The sequence below is a fragment of the Micromonospora sp. RP3T genome (assembly GCF_003027925.1).
Classification (GTDB): domain Bacteria; phylum Actinomycetota; class Actinomycetes; order Mycobacteriales; family Micromonosporaceae; genus Micromonospora.
Genome location: NZ_PYPS01000038.1, coordinates 1 through 17,713, shown reverse-complemented (window position 1 = coordinate 17,713; position 17,713 = coordinate 1). Strand labels below are relative to the sequence as shown.

The window sequence follows — 17,713 nt, the reverse complement described above, 5'->3', positions numbered from 1 at the left end:
CACCCGGGTCAGGGTGTCCGGCGTTCGGTCGCAGGGGTGCGGGTCAGCCGACCGCGGCCATGACCTCGTCGGAGACGTCGAAGTTGGCGTAGACGTTCTGCACGTCGTCGCAGTCCTCCAGCACGTCGATCAGCTTGAAGATCTTGCGCGCGCCGTCCTCGTCCAGCGGCACGTTCACGCTGGGGATCAGGGAGGACTCGGCCGACTCGTACTCGATGCCGGCGTCCTGCAACGCGGTCCGGACCGCGATCAGGTCACCCGGCTCGGAGATCACCTCGAACGCCTCGTCGAGGTCGTTGACCTCCTCGGCGCCGGCGTCGAGGACCGCCATCATCACGTCGTCCTCGGAGGTGCCGGTCTTCGGCACGATCACCACGCCCTTGCGGGAGAACATGTAGGACACCGAGCCGGCGTCGGCCAGCGAGCCGCCGTTGCGGGTCAGCGCGGTGCGGACCTCGGTGGCGGCGCGGTTGCGGTTGTCGGTCAGGCACTCGATCAGCATCGCCACGCCGTTCGGGCCGTACCCCTCGTACATGATCGTCTGCCAGTCGGCGCCGCCGGCCTCCAGGCCGGAGCCCCGCTTGACCGCGCGGTCGATGTTGTCGTTCGGGACGGAGTTCTTCTTGGCCTTCTGGATGGCGTCGAAGAGCGTCGGGTTACCGGCCGGGTCGCCGCCGCCGGTGCGGGCCGCCACCTCGACGTTCTTGATCAGCTTGGCGAACATCTTGCCGCGCTTGGCGTCGATCACGGCCTTCTTGTGCTTGGTGGTCGCCCACTTTGAGTGGCCGGACATCTGATACCTCCGTCTGTTGACCCACGCCTGCGTCGACTGCTCGCGCCGGCACCCCACCGCCCGGGCGCCGCGAGCCGCAGCACCCCGACGGCTCCGCGTGACGGGCTGGGGCGGTGACGGCCCTGCCGAACCGTCGGCAATCCTACCGAGGTCGCACCCCGGACGTCGCACGCCCGCCGGCCGGACGCGGCAACCGGCCGGAGTGGCCGCCGCGCCGGGCCGATGACGGAGATCCGACAATCATTCGGGTACGCCCCGCCCGATGACCGTGACGCCCCGCGTCGGATGGCGATCGGCTCGCGTATTCGCGTCGACCTGCGTCTTTGGGTCGGCCTACCGGACCCGCTCAACCGAACAGCCATCCGGGCCCGAACGACGAGTCAGTCTCTCCTGCCTTGTCCGGTCCTACGGAGCTGATTGGCATCCCGGCTAGCCTGCGAATCTCCGAAAGCGATGAGCGGAGGAAGCGTGCTCGAGACGTTCGACGAATTCTCCGCCGGAATCGACATGCTGGGGCCGCACGGTGTGGACGCCCTGAATGGTTTCTCCCTCATCGTCGAACTGCCCGCGGCGCGGGACCTCCAAGGGCTGGACGCGTTGCGGCGCGAACTGGGCGCGCGACTCTACCGGGCGGTGGCGGAGGTGCTGGAGGCCAGCGAGCTGCACGAGGTGGACACGCTGCGGCTGGACTGGAGCGACGGCGACGTCGGCGTGGTCTACAAGGAGCCCTCGTTCGGTTTCCGCATCGACATCCGGCGGGACCTGCGGATCACCCTGAGCCGTTCGGGCTCGTCGCTGCGGTTGTTCCACAACTGGTACCGGCTCCTGATGCCGTACCTCCGGGGGCTGGTCTCCCGAATCGCGATCGACCTGTCCGAGGTGCTGCACTCGGACTTCGACCTGCAACCCCTGCGCGCCGCCTACCGCTTCTCGATGATCGTCTACGACTTCATTCCGGTGCACCGGCAGAAACCGGTAAGCAGCCATGAACTGATCGGACCGCTGCTGTCCCGTCGGCCCGACGAGGACGGCCGGTTCCGACCGGTGCCGACCGGTCAGGACGCGGCCAGCTCGCTGCGCACCGGTCGGCTCGACATCAAGATCTCCAATTTCCGGGAGGCCGCCCCCGGCGTGCACCTGCGGGAGGTCTACGACATCCAGGCGCCGGCCAATCAGGGTTACCGGGGCATCTGGCTGGATTTCCACTCCATCGCCGAGACGATCGGCTCGGACAACGCGGAGCCGGGTGCGCGCATCGCGCCCCGTCCGGATTTTCTGCTGGAGAACTACGAGGTGCCGTACCGCGACTTCTTCCGCGACCGGGTGGTGAAGGGTTTCATGGCGGACTTCTTCCGGGAATGGAACTTCTCCTGCGCCGTCGGCTCGATGCCATGAGTCAGGAATCGCTCAACACGCTCCAGGTCGTCGGGTTGGCGGTCACGCTCACCCTGAGTGTCATCGCCCTGATCCTGTCCTGGCAGAACAACCGCGCCACGGCCCGGGAGGCGCGGATCGCCGGCGAACAGCTGGAGGCGTCGGTGGTGCCGGTCGCCATGATTCAGGACTCCCGGCTCACCTGGCGCGGGCAGGAGCTGGTGGTGCTCTCCGTCCGGCTGCGCAACGTCGGCGCCGGCCCGCTGCTCGGCCTGCGGATCGACCAGATCACGCTGGACCGCTCGGCGCTGGAGTTCGTGCCGTTGGGCGAGCCGAAGGCGGACGCGGTGCAACCCATGACGGACATCGAACAGCGGCTGCGGTTCCGCGACCCGCCGCACATCCCCGAGCTGGGCTCGCTGGTGCTCCGGATCCGCTACTTCGACGTGCTCGGCAACGAACACGACAAGCCCCTCAACCTCCGCATCTCAGCCGGATCCGGCAGCGGCACGATGACCGGCTTCACGCCCGCCCACATCACCCGTCGTCGAGCGTGAGGGGATCCCGGTGTCCAAGCTGATCATCGGACGCTTCCTGGCCCGCCACCTCGATCCGGAGTCGAAGTCGAGGAGCCAGTTCGCGCCGCGTCGAGCGAGCGTCACCGACGCGCGGATCCGGCTCGGCCTGCGCGAGGAACACATCATCGCGGACGACGCGCTGGGCCCGGTGGTCGCCTCGGACGACGACAGCCATCTCATGACCATCGCGCCCACCGGCGCCGGTAAGGGCCGCGACGTGATCATCCCGAACCTGCTCAGCTACGAGGGCTCGGTGGTGGTGCTCGATCCGAAGGGGGAGAACTACGACGTCACCCACGCCCACCGGCGCGACGCGCTGGGTCACGAGATCGTGCTGCTCGACCCGTTCGGGGCCAGCAACGGCAGCCGAGCCGACCGCGGCGCCCTGAACCCCTTCGACGTGTTCGCCGAACTGGTTCGGGACAACGAGGACGCCGAGGAGCCGGAGGACTTCGGGCGGCTCCTGTCCGACCTGCTGATGGGGGGCGAGAAGTCGACGGTCGAGCCGTTCTGGGACGAGATGGCCCAGCTCCTGATCGCGGGCCTGACCACCCACCTGATCACCGCGGAGGCGACGGCCGAACCGTCGGGCGCCTCCTCGCTGACCCTCCAGAAGCTGCGCAGTCGGCTGTTCCAGAGCGACCTGGTGACGTATATGGCCGACGCGTTGATCAACGACCGGGACGGCCGGATGCCGGCCGGCACCCGGCAGGAGTTCCAGATGCTGCTCGGCGTCGACCGGGAGAAGACCTTCCCCAGCATCGTGGTCACGGCGGCCCAGCAGCTCGCGCCGTTCAGTTCCCGGCGGACGGTGGAGGCCACCGACCGTACGAGCTTTCCGCTCGCCCACCTGGTGGACCCGGACCGCCGGATCTCGATCTACGTGGTCGTCCCGCCGCACAAGCTCCGAACCCACCAGCGCCTGCTCCGGGCCTGGATCGGCTGCCTGCTCTACTACGTCATGAACAGCCGGACGATCAACCAGTCACGCCTGCTGTTCCTCATCGACGAGGCGGCGCAACTGGGCCGGTTCTCCCTGCTCCAGGACGCGATCACCCTGCTGCGCGGCTACGGGTTGCGCACCTGGACGTTCTGGCAGGACCTGGCGCAGCTCACCAGCATCTACCGGGGCGTCGGCGAAACGATGATCAACAACTCCGGCGTGCTCCAGGTGTTCAGTCCGGCGAACTTCGGCGCCGCCGCCGAGCTGTCCCGACGGCTCGGCGTCAACGTGGGCGAGCTGTTGCAGTTGTCCCCCGGAGAGCAGGTGGTCGCCTTCAAGAGCGAGCAGCCGACCCGGATCCAACGCTTCAACCACCTCACCGACCCGGTGCTCCGGGAGTGGGCCGCACCCAATCCGCGACACCGCTGACCGACGTCGGGTGGGCGCGTCAGGACGCCGCCCGGACCAGGTCCACGAAGAGGCGGTGCAGGCGCAGGTCCCCGGTCAGCTCGGGATGGAACGAGGTGGCCAGCAGGTTTCCCTGCCGGACCGCGACGATCCGGTCGGCGGCCGGGCCGTCGGTGACCCGGCCGAGCACCTCCACGCCCGCGCCGACCCGCTCCACCCAGGGCGCGCGGATGAACACCGCGTGGAACGGCTCGCCGTCGACCCCGGTGATCGTCACCGGGGCCTCGAACGAGTCGACCTGGCGGCCGAACGCGTTGCGCCGCACGGTCATCTCGATGCCGGCGAAGCCACGCTGGTCGGGGCGGCCGTCCAGCACCTCGGCGGCCAGCATGATCATGCCGGCGCAGGAGCCGTAGACCGGCATGCCGCCGGCGATCCGCTTGTCGATCGGCTCGCGCATCTCGAAGATGTCCACCAGCTTGCTGATCGTGGTGGACTCACCGCCGGGCACCACCAGGCCGTCGACCGCGTCCAGCTCGCCCGGCCGGCGGACCGGCCGGGCCTCGGCGCCCGCACCGGCCAGCGCCGCGACATGCTCACGCACGTCGCCCTGCAGGGCCAGCACCCCGATCACGGGTACGCGCACCCGGTCGCTCCTCTCACAGGTGTTAGGCGGGGGCCCCGCCTATACCGAAAACGTTAAGCGGGGGCCCCGCCTTACTCACCAGCCGCGGTCGGCCAGGCGGTGCGGGACGGGGATGTCGTCGACGTTGATGCCGACCATCGCCTCGCCCAGCCCACGGGACACCTTCGCCAGCACGTCCGGGTCGTCGTGGAACGTGGTCGCCTTGACGATGGCGGCGGCCCGCTGGGCGGGGTTGCCGGACTTGAAGATGCCCGAGCCGACGAAGACGCCCTCGGCGCCGAGCTGCATCATCATGGCCGCGTCCGCCGGAGTGGCGATGCCGCCGGCGGTGAACAGCACGACCGGCAGCTTGCCGCGCTCGGCGACCTCCTTGACCAGCTCGTACGGGGCCTGAAGCTCCTTCGCCGCGACGAACAGCTCGTCGGCCGGCAGGTTCTGGAGCCGGCGGATCTCCTGCCGGATCTTCCGCATGTGGGTGGTGGCGTTGGAGACGTCCCCGGTGCCCGCCTCGCCCTTCGAGCGGATCATCGCGGCGCCCTCGGTGATCCGGCGCAGCGCCTCACCCAGGTTGGTCGCGCCGCACACGAACGGCACCGTGAACGCCCACTTGTCGATGTGGTTGGCGTAGTCGGCCGGGGTCAGCACCTCGGACTCGTCGACGTAGTCCACGCCGAGCGCCTGGAGGACCTGCGCCTCGACGAAGTGGCCGATCCGGGCCTTGGCCATCACCGGGATCGAGACGGCGGAGATGATGCCGTCGATCATGTCCGGATCGCTCATCCGGGACACGCCGCCCTGGGCGCGGATGTCCGCCGGCACCCGCTCCAGCGCCATCACGGCCACCGCGCCGGCGTCCTCGGCGATCTTCGCCTGCTCGGGCGTGACCACGTCCATGATCACGCCGCCCTTGAGCATCTCGGCCATGCCCCGCTTCACGCGGGCGGTGCCGACGGTGGGGTCGGTGGTCGGTGCGGTGGGTTCGGACACGGTCATCGCTCCTCGGCAGGCGGTCGGGGTGGCTGCGCGGAAATGCTACGGCCGCCACGACGCCGCTCCGACAGCCAATCGCACCCCTGGTGGCCTGCCCTGTGGCCGCCGTCACGGCCCCGCCCGGCGCCGCCTCAGCCGGTGGTGACGTCCGCGCGCGGGACCACTGTCGGGTCGTCGATGTCGAAGTAGCGGGGCCACTCACGCCCCCGCCCCATCCGGAACAGCCGCACCACCGGACGGCCCCGCGCCGAGCGGGCGTCCCGGACCAGATCGGTGTGCACCTGCCGGGCCAGTGCCAGTCGTCGGCTCGCCGCGATCACCGCGCCGCAGGCCGGGTCGTCCGGGTCCAGCCGCACCGCGCGCAACTGCCGGGTCAGGTCGTTCTCGGCGGCCTCCCGCTCCTCCGGGAGCGCGTCCAGCGCGATCCGGGCGGCGGCGTACAGCTCCACGCCGTACCGCTGCTCGGCCAGGACCGCGGCGGCGGCCGCGCGGCGCAGCAGGTGCGCCTCCAGCGCGCGGGCCGCCGACTCCGCGCGGACCTGGAGCCGCTGCACCCGGCCGGCGGTCCAGATCAGGTACGCCGAGACCAGCCCGAGCACCAGTGCCGTGCCCACCACCCACCACATGCCCGGCATCGTAGTGCTGCCCCTCATCCCGGCCGGCCGGCGTGGGCACCGGTCGACGCGCTCGTCACAGCGGCCCCACCGGCCACCCTGGTCAGCCCAGCCCCGCCCACTCCTGGTCCATGACCCGACCGTCGGTGGCCTCGATCGCCGCTGCGTATACCTCCAGAACCCGGCGGGCAACCACGGGCCAGTCGAAATTCGCCACCACCTGGTCGCCCCGGCCGGTCAGCGCGGCCCGTCCACCCGAGTCGTCGAGCAACTCGGTCAGCGCGGCCCGCAGGCCGGCCGCGTCCCCGGTCGGGAAGAGCCGCCCGGCCCGCCCGCCGTCCAGCACCCGGCGGAACGCGTCCAGGTCGCTGGCGACCACCGTGGTCCCGGCGGCGAGCGCCTCGGTGAGGATCATCCCGAACGACTCCCCGCCGGTGTTCGGTGCGACGTAGAGGTGCACGCTGCGCAGCATGCGCGCCTTGTCCGCCTCGGAGACCAGACCGAGGAACGTGACCCGGTCACGCAGCTCGGCCGGAAACCGGCCGTACAGCTCGTCGGCGTCACCCGGCCCGGCCACCAGCAGGCGCAGCCCCGGACGGTCCGGGGCGAGCGCCACGAACGCGTCCCGCAGGATCGGGAAGCCCTTGCGCGGCTCGGTGAACCGGCCCAGGAAGCCCAGCGTGCCGCCGGCGCCCGGCGCGCACTCCCCCGGCCAGCCGGGCAGCGGCTCGACGCCGGCGAACTTCGCCACCGCCACGCCGTTCGGGATCTCCACCGCGCCGCCGTCCATGTGCTCGACCTGCACCTTGCGGGCGAGCGCGCTGACCGCGATCCGGGCGGTGATCCGTTCCAGCAGGATCTGGAGCACGCCCTGCGCCGCGGAGAGCACCCGGGACCGGGTCATCGCGGTGTGGAACGTGGCCACCACCGGGCCCCGGGCACAGAGCACCGCCAGCATCGACAGGCTCGGGGTGAGCGGCTCGTGCACGTGCAGCACGTCGAAGTCGCCCCGGTTGATCCATCGGCGCACCCGGGCGGTGGAGACCGGGCCGAACGCGATCCGCGCCACCGACCCGTTGTACGGCAGCGGCACCGCCCGCCCCGCCGACACCACGTACGGCGGCAACGTCGCGTCCTCGTCGGCCGGGGCCAGCACGCTCACCTCGTGGCCCAGCCCGAGCAGCGCCTCGGCCAGGTCCATGACGTGGTTCTGCACGCCGCCCGGGACGTCGAAGGAGTACGGGCAGACGATGCCGATCCGCATGGCGTCCCCCTAGACCGTCCCGGTGGTGGAAGGCGGCTGCGCCGACGCCGGCGCCCCGGCCGGTCCCTGGTCCAGCCACATCCGCTGCAACATGTGCCAGTCTTGCGGATGCCGGGCGATGCCCGCCGCCAGACCGTCGGCTATCCGCTGGGTCACCAGCTTGACCCGGGCGTCCAGCGGCGCGCTGTCCGGCTCCGGCAACGCCAGCGGGCCCTCGATCGAGGCGCAGGCGGCGTCCGGCTCGTACCACATCGAGGCCACGTAGAGCGGCGCGCCGGTGCGCAGCGCCAGCAGCGCCGGGCCGGCCGGCATCCGGGTCCGGCCGCCGAAGAAGTCCACCTCCACACCCCGGGCCGACAGGTCCCGGTCGGCCAGCAGCGGCACCACCGCGCCGGCCCGCAGCCGGTCGACCAGGACGTCGAACGCCGGACGCGGGCCGCCGTGGGTGGGCAGGATCTCCATCCCCAGCCCTTCCCGGAACGCGACGAACCGCTCGTAGACGCCCTCCGGCTTGAGCCGCTCGGCCACCGTGGTCATCGGCCAGCCGGTGGCCGCCACCCAGGCGCCGGCGGCGTCCCAGTTGCCGGCGTGCGGCAACGCCACCACCGCGCCCCGACCGGCCGCCACGTCCGCGGCGAGCTTCTCCGCGCCGTCGAGGCGGAACCCGGCGAGGATCTCCGCCCGGCTCAGACCGGGCAGCCGGAACGCCTCCAGCCAGTAGCGGGCGTACGAGCGCAGGCCGGCGCGGACCAGCGCGTCCAGCTCCGCGTCGGGCAGTTCCGGGCCGACCACCCGGCGCAGGTTGGCGCGCAGTCGACGCGTACCCCCGCCGTCCTTGCGGTGGGCGCGGTCGGCGCCCGCCCGGAAGGCCGCGGCCGCGACGGGCCGGGGCAGCGCGCGGATCACGCGCCAGCCCGCGACGTAGCCCGCCTCGGTGAGGTTCACTCCGTGCCGACCCGCTGGGCCTGCCGGTAGACGTGCGCCATCCGCTGCCCCACCGTGAAGATCGAGACGGCGGCGAGCAGCCAGAGCGCGACCTCCAGGGCCCGATCGAGGCCGACGCCGGTGAGCACACCGCCGACGCCCACGATGAGCAGCCGCTCGGTGCGCTCGGCGATGCCCACGTTGCAGGTCATGCCGAGCCCTTCGGCGCGGGCCTTGACGTAGGAGACCAGGCCGCCGGCGGCCAGGCAGACCAGCGCGGCGGCCACGCCGGAATACTGGTGCTGGGTGGCCAGCCAGTAGGCGACCGCGCCGAACACCGCGCTGTCGGCGACCCGGTCCATGCTCGAGTCGAGGAACGCCCCGAACCGGGTGGAGCCGCCGCTCATCCGCGCCATCGTGCCGTCGAGCAGGTCGGTGAGGGCGAAGACCGTGACGATCAGCGCGCCGGCGACCAGCTGGCCGCGCGCGCCGAAGCCGAGCGCGCCGACGAGCACGCCGACGGTGCCGGTCACGGTGACCGCGTTGGGGGACACGCCCGCGCGGAGCAGTCCGCGCGCGATCGGCTCCACGACGCGGGTCATCCCCGCTCGGGCCGTCACTTGGAAGATCTTCGCCATGGCGGTCCCACGATAACGGCCGGCCGGGACCGGGGACACAGCCGGGCGGACGACCCGCCCGGCGGACCTTGTGCCGGCACCGGCGCGGGTGTGAGATCGAGCGTGGGAGGTGAGCCAGTTCACCGGATCACGGTCGGCGTTCCCGTCCCGCAGGAGTCCACCGGAAGATATCGCCGCGGCGCCCACCCCGGGGCTTCGCTCCCGTCGCCCGCGGCGGTCGCCACCACCACCGGTTGAGGGAGGTGCGCCGCGATGGCGCAGAAGAGTCACGAGAAGGGTGTCACCGGCGGCGCGCCGGTGGTGACCGAGCCCGGCAGGGTTCGCAACGTGGTGCTCGTCGGGCACTCCGGCGCGGGTAAGACCACGCTGGTCGAGGCGCTGCTCGCGGCCAACGGCACGATCAGCCGGGCCGGGTCCGTCACCGAGGGCACCACGGTCTGCGACCACGACCCGGCGGCGGTCCGCCAGCAACGCTCGGTGAGCCTGGCCTGTGCCCCGCTGGTCCACCGCGACGTGAAGGTCAACCTGCTGGACACGCCCGGCTACGGCGACTTCGTCGGCGAGCTGCGCGCCGGCCTGCGCGCCGCGGACGCCGCGCTGTTCGTGGTCTCCGCGGTCGACGGGATGGACGCCGCCACCGCCGCGCTCTGGGAGGAGTGCGCCGCGGTGGACATGCCGCGCGCGGTGGCGGTCTCCCGGCTGGACCACCCGCGTGCCGACTTCGACGAGGCGGTGGCGCTCTGCCAGCGCGTCTTCGGCGACAACGTGCTCCCGCTCTACCTGCCGATGCTGGGCGACGACGGCGAGTCGGTGGCCGGGCTGATGGGCCTGATCACCCGCCGGGTGTTCGACTACTCCGGCGGGCTGCCGCCGGCGGTACGCGAGCCGGACCCGGAGCACCTGCCGGCCATCCAGGAGGCCCGCGACGAGCTGATCGAGGGGATCATCGCGGAGAGCGAGGACGAGACCCTGATGGACCGCTACCTGGGCGGCGAGCAGATCGACAGCGAGGTGCTCATCGCCGACCTGGAGACGGCGGTCGCCCGCGGCCACTTCTATCCGGTGGTGCCGGTCTGCGCGGAGACCGGCGTCGGCCTGGACGCGCTGCTCGACGGCCTGGTCGCGGCGTTCCCGTCGCCGCTGGAGCACGACCTGCCGGCGGTCACCGGGCTGGACGGCTCGCCCCGCCCGCCGCTGACCTGCGACCCGGACGGCCCGCTGGTCGCCGAGGTGGTCAAGACGACTGTGGACCGGCACGTCGGGCGCGTCTCGTTGGTCCGGGTCTTCTCCGGCACGCTCCGCCCCGACCAGGTGGTCCACGTGTCCGGGCACGGCCTGGCCGAACGCGGCCACCCGGACCACGACGCCGACGAGCGGGTCGGGCACGTCTACAGCCCGCTCGGCGCGACGCTGCGCGAGGTGCCGGTGTGCGTCGCCGGTGATCTCTGCGCGATCACCAAGTCGGGCAGCGCGGAGACCGGCGACACGATGTCCGCCAAGGACGATCCGCTGCTGATCGCGCCCTGGGAGATGCCCGAGCCGCTGCTGCCGGTGGCGATCGTGGCGCGCAGCCGGGCCGACGAGGACGCGCTGGCCCGCAACCTGTCCCGGCTGGTCGCCGGTGATCCGACGCTGCGTCTGGAGCGCAACCCGGAGACCCACCAACTGGTGCTCTGGTGCATGGGCGAGGCGCACGCCGACGTGGTGCTCGACCGGCTGCGCGGCGGCGGCGTCGAGCTGGACACCGAGCCGGTCCGGGTGTCGCTGCGGGAGACGTTCACCACGGCCTCCCGGGGGCACGGCCGGCACGTCAAGCAGTCCGGCGGCCACGGCCAGTACGCGGTCTGCGACCTCGAGGTGGAGCCGCTGCCCCGGGGCGCCGGCTTCGAGTTCGTCGACCGGGTGGTCGGCGGCGCGGTCCCGCACAACTACATCCCGTCGGTGGAGAAGGGCGTCCGGGCGCAGATGGAACGCGGTCTGGTCGCCGGCTTCCCGGTGGTGGACCTGCGGGTGACGCTGGTCGACGGCAAGGCGCACAGCGTCGACTCGTCCGACGCCGCGTTCCAGACCGCGGGCGCGCTGGCGCTGCGCGACGCCGCCGAGAAGGGCCGGCCGACGCTGCTGGAGCCGGTCGACGAGATCGTCGTCCGGGTGCCCGACTCCTCGGTCGGCGCGGTCATGGGCGACCTGTCCGGCCGGCGCGGCCGGGTGCTGGGCACCGAGCCCGACCCGGACGCCGAGGGCCGGACGCTGGTGCGCGCCGAGGTGCCCGCCACCGAACTGCTGCGGTACGCGGTCGAGCTGCGCGCGATGACCGCCGGCACCGGCACGTTCCGCCGCGAGTTCGCCCGCCACGACCCCATGCCCCCACACCTGGCCGACCAGACCGTCAAGGAGTCCACCCCCCGCCCCTGACCCCCACCCCACCCCCTTTCGGGGGCGCAGATTCACGGAAAGCGTGGCCATTCCGGGTCGGATGGCCACGCTTTCCGTGAATCTGCGCGGTGGTCAGCGGGGAGGTGGGTCAGGGGCGGACGGTGGGGACGGGGGGCATCGGCCAGTGCGGGCGGTCGGCGTCGCGGCGGGCGGCCGACCTGACCGCCGCGAGTTGGCGCTCGACCTCGGCGAAGTGGTCCGGGGCGAGCGGGCCCCGGGCCAGCGCGGCGACGTTCTCCTCCACCTGGGCGACCGTACGGGCGCCGGGGATCGGCACCGCCCGGTCGCTGCGCGCCCAGATCCAGCCGAGCGCGCCCTGGGCCAGGGTACGGCCGTCCGCGGTGAGCGCGTCCCGGACCGCGGCCACCCGGCGCAGCCACTCCGGGGCGGGCCGGCCGCTGCGGAACCACTCCAGCCAGGTCGGCCCGAGGCCGCGCACGTCGTCGCGGGGCAGCGTCGACTCCGGCGTGTACTTGCCGGTGAGCAGCCCCATCCCGAGCGGTCCCCGGGCCAGGCTGGCCAGGTCGTGCTTGTCGCAGGCGGCCAGCATGGCGGGGGCGTCCCGCAGCACCGACAGCGCGTGCTGCACGGCGGCGGCACCGTGGGCCACCTGGGCGAAGGCGCCGGCCCGGTCGGCCCGGTCGGTGCTCCAGCCGTACGCGCGGATCAGGCCGGCGGCGACCAGCTCGTCCAGCGTGCCGATCAGCGCCTCGGCCCGGGGCAGCGGAAGGTCGCCGAGGTGGAGCTGATAGAGGTCGATCCGGTCGGTGCCCAGCCGGCGCAGCGAGTCGACCACCGCCCGGCGCAGATACTGTGGCGAGGCGTTCTCGCCGGTGGCCTGCCGGGTGCGCTCGTCGAACGTGTAGCCCCACTTGGTGGCGATCACCGCCTCGTCGCGCCGGCCCGCGAGGGCCCGCCCGAGGACCCGCTCGCCGTGCCCGGCCCCGTACGTGTCGGCGGTGTCGAAGAGCGTCACCCCGAGGTCGAGCGCACGGCGGACCGCCCGGACCGACTCGTCGTCGTCGACCGCGCCCCAGCCCAACGGGCGGGTGCCCTCGGCCCACGGGCCGCCGATCGCCCAGCACCCCATGCCGAGCGCGCTCACCTCGATGCCGCTGCGGCCGAGCGGCCGCGTGCTGACTGCCATCGCCGAATCCTGTCACCTTCCCGGCACGCGCGGGCCCGTTCGTCACCGGACGTACCGGCTTCTCGTCACGCTCCGTGACGTCAGTGGGGAGGTGTCGCCGGGTAACCGACATACCACAGAGTCATAATCATGACTCCTCGTCATATCGCTCCGGAGCAATCGTTCGTCGAGCGCCACATCGTCGAGCACCGCACGTCGAAGCGGGCCGGGACGCCGGCACTCGGCGCCCGGCCGCGAACCGTGGGCCCGCAACGGGCGGGCGTCAGCGGGCGTAGGCCAGCAGCACCGGCGCGTCCCGGCCCGGCCACGCACCGGTGAGTTGGCCCACCGCCGGGACGTCGGCCGGGACATCGGCCGGAACGGGCCGGCGAACCAGGGCCAACTCCACCCCGTCGACGCGGATCACCGTGGGATCGCCGTCCACCACCTCGTCGACCGGGCCGGCCGGCAGCGCGCGGTCGGTGCGGCTGCCCGCCACGGTCATGCTCGGGGCCCGTACCTCCCGCTCGCCGTCGACCTCGAAGTGCTCCTCCGCCTGGCCCGCGTCGGCGAGCACCGCCGCGGCCAGCGCCAGCGGGTAGACCGGGTCGCCGCAGGCGTCGTACACCCAGCGGCGGCCGAGCACCGAGTGCTCGACGATGCCGACCAGGAACCGCTCCGCGCCGGGCAGCGGGGCACCCCGGTAGGTCAGCGGCACCTGGAGCACCGGCCCGGCGCCGGCGCGCACGAGCAGCGTCTCCATGCCGACCTCGCCGGCCGGATCGTCGAACCGGTAGGCAGCCACCCGGGTCACCGGCCCGTCGGTGTCGCCGGTGAACCAGGGCCGGCCGGGCAGCCACCCGGCGAGCAACTCCAACTTCGAGGGGCGCAGTTCCGCGCGGTGCAGCAGGGCCATGCGCAAGATCGTACTGTCGAGGGGTGACCGTCGGGTTTGCCGAGCCCGGTGGCGCGGGCACCACCGGGGCCGGGAGGCGCGCATGGAGACGTCGGTGGATCAGGTCGACGAGGCGGCGCGGGTACGCCCGGCGCCCCGCTGGGTGGCGCCCACGTTCGTGGCGCTGGCCGTGCTCACCCTGCCCTGGATCGGCTACCTGGCGTTCACCCTGCCCCGGCACCAGGTCACGGTGCACTACCGGGCCGCCTGGGTCGGCTTCGACCTGGGCCTGGTGGCGCTGCTCGGGCTGACCGCCTGGCACGCGTACCGGGGGAACCGGCAGGTGGTGCTCGCGGCCGCCGCCACCGCGACCATGCTCGCGGTGGACGCCTGGTTCGACGTGACGACCACGCCGCCCGGGCCGGACCTGGTGGTGTCGGTGGTGCTGGCGGTGCTGGTCGAGCTGCCGTTGGCCGGGGTCTGCCTGTGGATCGCGCGGCACGGCGACCGGATGGTGCAGCGTCGGCTGCGTCAGCTCGCGGTCCGCGCGGAACTCGCCGCCGACCGGGCCGCGGCGGCCCAGCGGACCGCCAGCGGGGCCCGCCGCCGACTCGCCCGGGTGCGGGGCCGGCTGCGCTGAGTCGGGCCGGCGCGGGGCCGATTGCGCCGGGTCAGGCGGGCCACGCCTCGGCGAGCAGGTCGCGGGTGTCGGCGAGCAACTGCGGCAGCACCTTGGTACGGCCGATGACCGGCATGAAGTTGGCGTCGCCGCCCCAGCGCGGCACCACGTGCTGGTGCAGGTGCGCGGCGATGCCCGCACCGGCCACGCCGCCCTGGTTCATGCCGAGGTTGAACCCGTGCGCGCTGGAGGTGCGCCGGACCACCCGCATGGCGTCCTTGGTGAACGCGGCCAGCTCGGTCGTCTCCGGCGCGTCCAGCTCGGTGTAGTCGGCCACGTGCCGGTAGGGGCAGATCAGCAGGTGGCCCGGATTGTAGGGATAGAGGTTGAGCACCGCGAAGACGTGCTCGCCCCGGGCGACCACCAGGCTCTCCTCCGGCGGCCGGCCCGGAGCCAGGCAGAACGGGCAGCCGGTCGGCTTCTCGTACCCGCCCTCGGGCCGGTCGTCACCGGAGATGTAGGTCATCCGGTGCGGCGTCCAGAGCCGGTCCAGCCCGTCCGCCAGGCCACTGTCCGTGTGCCGCTCCACCCCTGTCACACCGGCGATCCTACGATCCGCGCCCCGCCTCCGCTGAACCGCGCCGCCGCTCAGGCGGCGCTGGGGCCGCTGTTCGTGCGGGACTCCGCAACCTCGCGGACGTGCGCCACCGCCTCGGCCAACGGCACCCCGTTACGCTGCGAGCCGTCCCGGTAGCGGAACGAGACGGTGCCGGCGGCCACGTCGTCGTCGCCGGCGATCACCATGAACGGGATCTTCTGCTGCTGCGCGTTGCGGATCTTCTTCTGCATCCGGTCGTCGCCCAGGTCGACCTCGGCCCGGATCCCGTGCCGGCGCAGCGTCGCCGCGAACTCCTCCAGGTAGTCGCCGTGGTCGTCGCGGATCGGGATGCCGACCACCTGCACCGGCGCGAGCCAGGCCGGGAACGCGCCCGCGTAGTGCTCGGTGAGCACGCCGATGAACCGCTCGATCGAGCCGAACTTCGCGCAGTGGATCATCACCGGCTGCTGCCGGGTGCCGTCGGCGGCCTGGTACTCCAGCCCGAAGCCCTTCGGCTGGTTGAAGTCGTACTGGATCGTCGACATCTGCCAGGTCCGGCCGATGGCGTCCTTGGCCTGCACGGAGATCTTCGGGCCGTAGAACGCCGCGCCGCCCGGGTCGGGCACCAGGTCCAGGCCGGTCTCCCGGGCGCACTCCTCCAGCACGGCGGTGGCCGTGGCCCAGTCGGAGTCGGTGCCGACGAACTTGTCCGGCCGGGTGTCGTCGCGGGTGGACAGCTCCAGGTAGAAGTCGTCGATGCCGAAGTCACGCAGCAGGCTGAGCACGAAGCCCAGCAGGTGCTTGATCTCCGCCGGCGCCTGCTCGCGGGTGCAGTAGGAGTGCGAGTCGTCCTGGGTGAAGCCGCGCACCCGGGTCAGCCCGTGGATGACGCCCGACTTCTCGTACCGGTAGACCGATCCGAACTCGAACAGCCGGATCGGGAGCTGCCGGTAGGACCGCCCGCGCGACCGGTAGATCAGGTTGTGCATCGGGCAGTTCATCGCCTTGAGGTAGTAGTCGCTGCCCTCCATCTCCATCGGCGGGAACATCGTGTCCTTGTAGTAGGGCAGGTGTCCCGAGGTGTGGAAGAGACCTTCCTTGGAGATGTGCGGCGTCCCGACGTACTGGAAGCCCTCCTCGATGTGGCGGGTGCGGACGTAGTCCTCCATCACCCGCTTGAGCACGCCACCCTTGGGGTGGAAGACCGGCAGGCCGGAGCCGATCTCGTCGGGGAAGCTGAACAGGTCGAGGTCCGCGCCGAGCTTGCGGTGGTCGCGCCGGGCGGCCTCCTCCAACAGCTTCAGGTACGCCTTCAGCTCGTCCCGGGTCGGCCACGCGGTGCCGTAGACGCGCTGGAGCTGCGGGTTCTTCTCGGAGCCCCGCCAGTAGGCGGCGGCGGAGCGCATCAGCTTGAACGCGCCGATCAGCCGGGTGTTCGGCAGGTGCGGGCCCCGGCACAGGTCCGACCAGCAGACCTTCTCCTCGTTCGCGGCGAGGTTGTCGTAGATGGTCAGTTCGCCGCCGCCCACCTCCATCACCTCGGAGGAGTCCAGCCCTTCGCCCTTGACCTCGATCAGCTCCAGCTTGAACGGCTCGGCGGCCAACTCGGCCCGGGCCTCGTCCAGGCTGGCGAAGCGCCGCCGGCGGAACCGCTGGCCGGACTTGACGATCTCCTGCATCCGCTTCTCGAGCTTCGCCAGGTCGTCCGGCTGGAACGGCTTGTCGACGCCGAAGTCGTAGTAGAAGCCGTTCTCGATCGGCGGGCCGATGCCGAGCTTCGCCTCCGGGAAGACGTCCTGCACGGCCTGGGCGAGCACGTGCGCGGTGGAGTGCCGCAGCACCTCCAGACCGGCCGGGCTGTTCAGCGCCACCGGCTCGACAGTGGTCTCCTCGGCCGGCACCCAGTCCAGGTCGCGGAGCTGACCGCGCGGGTCGCGGACCACCACGACGGCCTTGGGCCCGGTCGTGGGCAGGCCGGCCGCGGCCACCGCGTCGGCCGCCGTGGTCCCGGCGGCGACGACGACGGGGTCGGCCACGGCGGGGGTACGGGGTGCGGACACGGTGACTCCTGTCGTCGACGGTACGGATCTGCCGGGGACCGGCCCCTGCGATGCTATCGGTCACCCGGACCACGCCGTCGCCGACGCCGGCCCGCCGGTCACGAGTTCCGCGCCGCGTTGAACCTTTCCGCCGTCCCGGCCGAACTACCGGGTGGGGCCGGAGCCGGAACCGGCCCCAGTCGACGAGGATGGGGACGACCATGAGGATGACCCGTCAGGGCCGGTGGGCGGCGTCGCTGCTGGCCGCCGCGCTGACCGGAGCGGTGAGCTGGCCGGGCCCGGCCGCCGCCGCCGCCGGCGTGACCGTCACGACCTCTCCCGGCGAGGTGCGCCAGGGCGACGCGATCGAGCTGTCGGTGGTGGTGCCCGCCGACCGCCCCGGCACCCGGACCAGCAAGATCGAGCTGACCATGCCGGCGGACGCGCCGATCGGCGAGGTCTACCCGTTGTCCGTGCCGGACTGGGCGCCGACCATCACCACCCGCACCCTGGACCAGCCGGTGGCCGGCATCCACGCCGCCGAGCTGAACCAGGTGACGCACGCGGTGACCTGGCTGCGGGTGCCCGGCGGTGGCGCCGGGGCGGTCCGGCTGCCACTGGGCATGGGCCCGATGCCGGCCACCGACCGGCTGACCTTCACCGTGGTGCAGACGTACGCCGACGGCACTGTGGTCCGCTGGGCGGACCCGGCCGGTGGCGCGCACCCGGCGCCGACTGTCGCGTTGCTGCCGCCGCTGTCGGGCGCCGCCCCGCACGGCGGCGACGCCGGCGCGGCCGGTGGCGCGCACGGCGGCCACGGCGCGCCGG

17 protein-coding genes are annotated in these 17,713 nt (G+C 72.7%); 6 read left to right on the top strand and 11 right to left on the bottom strand.

The features are described 5' to 3' along the window. Positions 1 to 43: 43 nt before the first annotated feature. A complete protein-coding gene (locus C8054_RS25820) occupies positions 44 to 793 on the bottom strand; it encodes a YebC/PmpR family DNA-binding transcriptional regulator (RefSeq protein WP_107161195.1) in 750 nt (249 codons plus the stop codon). A 468-nt stretch (positions 794 to 1,261) separates the two neighbouring features. Between C8054_RS25820 and C8054_RS25815 the strand changes: the two genes are divergently transcribed. From C8054_RS25815 to C8054_RS25805, 3 genes are read left to right on the top strand one after another with little or no spacing between them, the layout of a single operon-like run. Further along, positions 1,262 to 2,188, top strand: a complete 927-nt coding sequence (locus C8054_RS25815) for a hypothetical protein (RefSeq protein ID WP_107161193.1) — start codon at positions 1,262 to 1,264, stop codon at positions 2,186 to 2,188. Then, positions 2,185 to 2,724, top strand: coding sequence for a hypothetical protein (locus tag C8054_RS25810; RefSeq protein ID WP_107161191.1), 540 nt, complete (start codon positions 2,185 to 2,187; stop codon positions 2,722 to 2,724). The genes C8054_RS25815 and C8054_RS25810 overlap by 4 nt, the downstream gene beginning before the upstream one ends. A 10-nt stretch (positions 2,725 to 2,734) precedes the next feature. Next, entirely contained in the window at positions 2,735 to 4,117 is a 1,383-nt protein-coding gene (locus C8054_RS25805; protein ID WP_107161189.1) for a type IV secretory system conjugative DNA transfer family protein, read from the top strand. A gap of 19 nt (positions 4,118 to 4,136) precedes the next feature. Here the strand turns inward: C8054_RS25805 and pdxT are convergent, their stop codons facing one another. The 6 genes from pdxT to pgsA form a co-directional block, all read right to left on the bottom strand. Next, on the bottom strand, positions 4,137 to 4,742 hold the full coding sequence (gene pdxT / locus C8054_RS25800; protein ID WP_107161187.1) for a pyridoxal 5'-phosphate synthase glutaminase subunit PdxT: 606 nt from the start codon (positions 4,740 to 4,742) through the stop codon (positions 4,137 to 4,139). A gap of 75 nt (positions 4,743 to 4,817) precedes the next feature. After that, the gene (gene pdxS, locus C8054_RS25795) at positions 4,818 to 5,735 is read right to left on the bottom strand and encodes a pyridoxal 5'-phosphate synthase lyase subunit PdxS (protein ID WP_107161185.1); all 918 of its coding nucleotides are present in this window, start codon (positions 5,733 to 5,735) and stop codon (positions 4,818 to 4,820) included. 128 nt (positions 5,736 to 5,863) lie between these two features. Further along, complete coding sequence (locus C8054_RS25790; protein WP_107161182.1) at positions 5,864 to 6,367, bottom strand: hypothetical protein; 504 nt, start codon at positions 6,365 to 6,367, stop codon at positions 5,864 to 5,866. 82 nt (positions 6,368 to 6,449) lie between these two features. Further along, positions 6,450 to 7,610 (bottom strand): glycosyltransferase family 4 protein, encoded by a 1,161-nt coding sequence (locus C8054_RS25785; RefSeq protein WP_107161180.1) that lies wholly within the window; start codon positions 7,608 to 7,610, stop codon positions 6,450 to 6,452. Between the two features lie 9 nt (positions 7,611 to 7,619). After that, a complete protein-coding gene (locus tag C8054_RS25780; protein ID WP_107161178.1) occupies positions 7,620 to 8,555 on the bottom strand; it encodes a phosphatidylinositol mannoside acyltransferase in 936 nt (311 codons plus the stop codon). Continuing rightward, positions 8,552 to 9,172 carry a phosphatidylinositol phosphate synthase gene (gene pgsA / locus C8054_RS25775; RefSeq protein WP_107161176.1) on the bottom strand — a complete coding sequence of 207 codons (621 nt, stop codon included), beginning with the start codon at positions 9,170 to 9,172 and terminating at the stop codon, positions 8,552 to 8,554. The genes C8054_RS25780 and pgsA overlap by 4 nt, the downstream gene beginning before the upstream one ends. A 252-nt stretch (positions 9,173 to 9,424) precedes the next feature. Here pgsA and C8054_RS25770 point away from each other — a divergent pair, with 252 nt between their 5' ends. After that, positions 9,425 to 11,587 (top strand): elongation factor G-like protein EF-G2, encoded by a 2,163-nt coding sequence (locus C8054_RS25770; RefSeq protein WP_107161174.1) that lies wholly within the window; start codon positions 9,425 to 9,427, stop codon positions 11,585 to 11,587. Between the two features lie 109 nt (positions 11,588 to 11,696). Here the strand turns inward: C8054_RS25770 and C8054_RS25765 are convergent, their stop codons facing one another. Both C8054_RS25765 and C8054_RS25760 read right to left on the bottom strand, forming a co-directional pair. After that, entirely contained in the window at positions 11,697 to 12,755 is a 1,059-nt protein-coding gene (locus C8054_RS25765; protein ID WP_107161172.1) for an aldo/keto reductase, read from the bottom strand. Positions 12,756 to 13,017: 262 nt separating this feature from the next. Beyond that, positions 13,018 to 13,650, bottom strand: coding sequence for a hypothetical protein (locus C8054_RS25760; RefSeq protein WP_107161170.1), 633 nt, complete (start codon positions 13,648 to 13,650; stop codon positions 13,018 to 13,020). An 82-nt stretch (positions 13,651 to 13,732) separates the two neighbouring features. On the opposite strand from C8054_RS25760, the gene C8054_RS25755 reads away from it, so the two are divergent. Continuing rightward, positions 13,733 to 14,269: a hypothetical protein gene (locus C8054_RS25755; RefSeq protein WP_107161168.1), complete on the top strand. Its 537-nt coding sequence runs from the start codon at positions 13,733 to 13,735 to the stop codon at positions 14,267 to 14,269. A 31-nt stretch (positions 14,270 to 14,300) separates the two neighbouring features. Here the strand turns inward: C8054_RS25755 and C8054_RS25750 are convergent, their stop codons facing one another. Then, on the bottom strand, positions 14,301 to 14,846 hold the full coding sequence (locus C8054_RS25750; RefSeq protein WP_107161166.1) for an HIT domain-containing protein: 546 nt from the start codon (positions 14,844 to 14,846) through the stop codon (positions 14,301 to 14,303). A 50-nt stretch (positions 14,847 to 14,896) separates the two neighbouring features. Continuing rightward, on the bottom strand, positions 14,897 to 16,906 hold the full coding sequence (thrS, locus tag C8054_RS25745; protein ID WP_107161164.1) for a threonine--tRNA ligase: 2,010 nt from the start codon (positions 16,904 to 16,906) through the stop codon (positions 14,897 to 14,899). Between the two features lie 200 nt (positions 16,907 to 17,106). Here thrS and C8054_RS25740 point away from each other — a divergent pair. Further along, the coding region (locus C8054_RS25740; RefSeq protein ID WP_146179969.1) for a DUF1775 domain-containing protein at positions 17,107 to 17,713 on the top strand (607 nt) is incomplete at its 3' end.

Coding starts and splice junctions, on each gene's coding strand:
- C8054_RS25820 (WP_107161195.1), bottom strand. CDS start 793: ATGTCCGGCCACTCAAAGTGGGCGACCACCAAGCACAAGAAGGCCGTG.
- C8054_RS25810 (WP_107161191.1), top strand. CDS start 2,185: ATGAGTCAGGAATCGCTCAACACGCTCCAGGTCGTCGGGTTGGCGGTC.
- pdxS (WP_107161185.1), bottom strand. CDS start 5,735: ATGACCGTGTCCGAACCCACCGCACCGACCACCGACCCCACCGTCGGC.
- C8054_RS25790 (WP_107161182.1), bottom strand. CDS start 6,367: ATGCCGGGCATGTGGTGGGTGGTGGGCACGGCACTGGTGCTCGGGCTG.
- C8054_RS25785 (WP_107161180.1), bottom strand. CDS start 7,610: ATGCGGATCGGCATCGTCTGCCCGTACTCCTTCGACGTCCCGGGCGGC.
- pgsA (WP_107161176.1), bottom strand. CDS start 9,172: ATGGCGAAGATCTTCCAAGTGACGGCCCGAGCGGGGATGACCCGCGTC.
- C8054_RS25770 (WP_107161174.1), top strand. CDS start 9,425: ATGGCGCAGAAGAGTCACGAGAAGGGTGTCACCGGCGGCGCGCCGGTG.
- C8054_RS25765 (WP_107161172.1), bottom strand. CDS start 12,755: ATGGCAGTCAGCACGCGGCCGCTCGGCCGCAGCGGCATCGAGGTGAGC.
- C8054_RS25760 (WP_107161170.1), bottom strand. CDS start 13,650: ATGGCCCTGCTGCACCGCGCGGAACTGCGCCCCTCGAAGTTGGAGTTG.
- C8054_RS25755 (WP_107161168.1), top strand. CDS start 13,733: ATGGAGACGTCGGTGGATCAGGTCGACGAGGCGGCGCGGGTACGCCCG.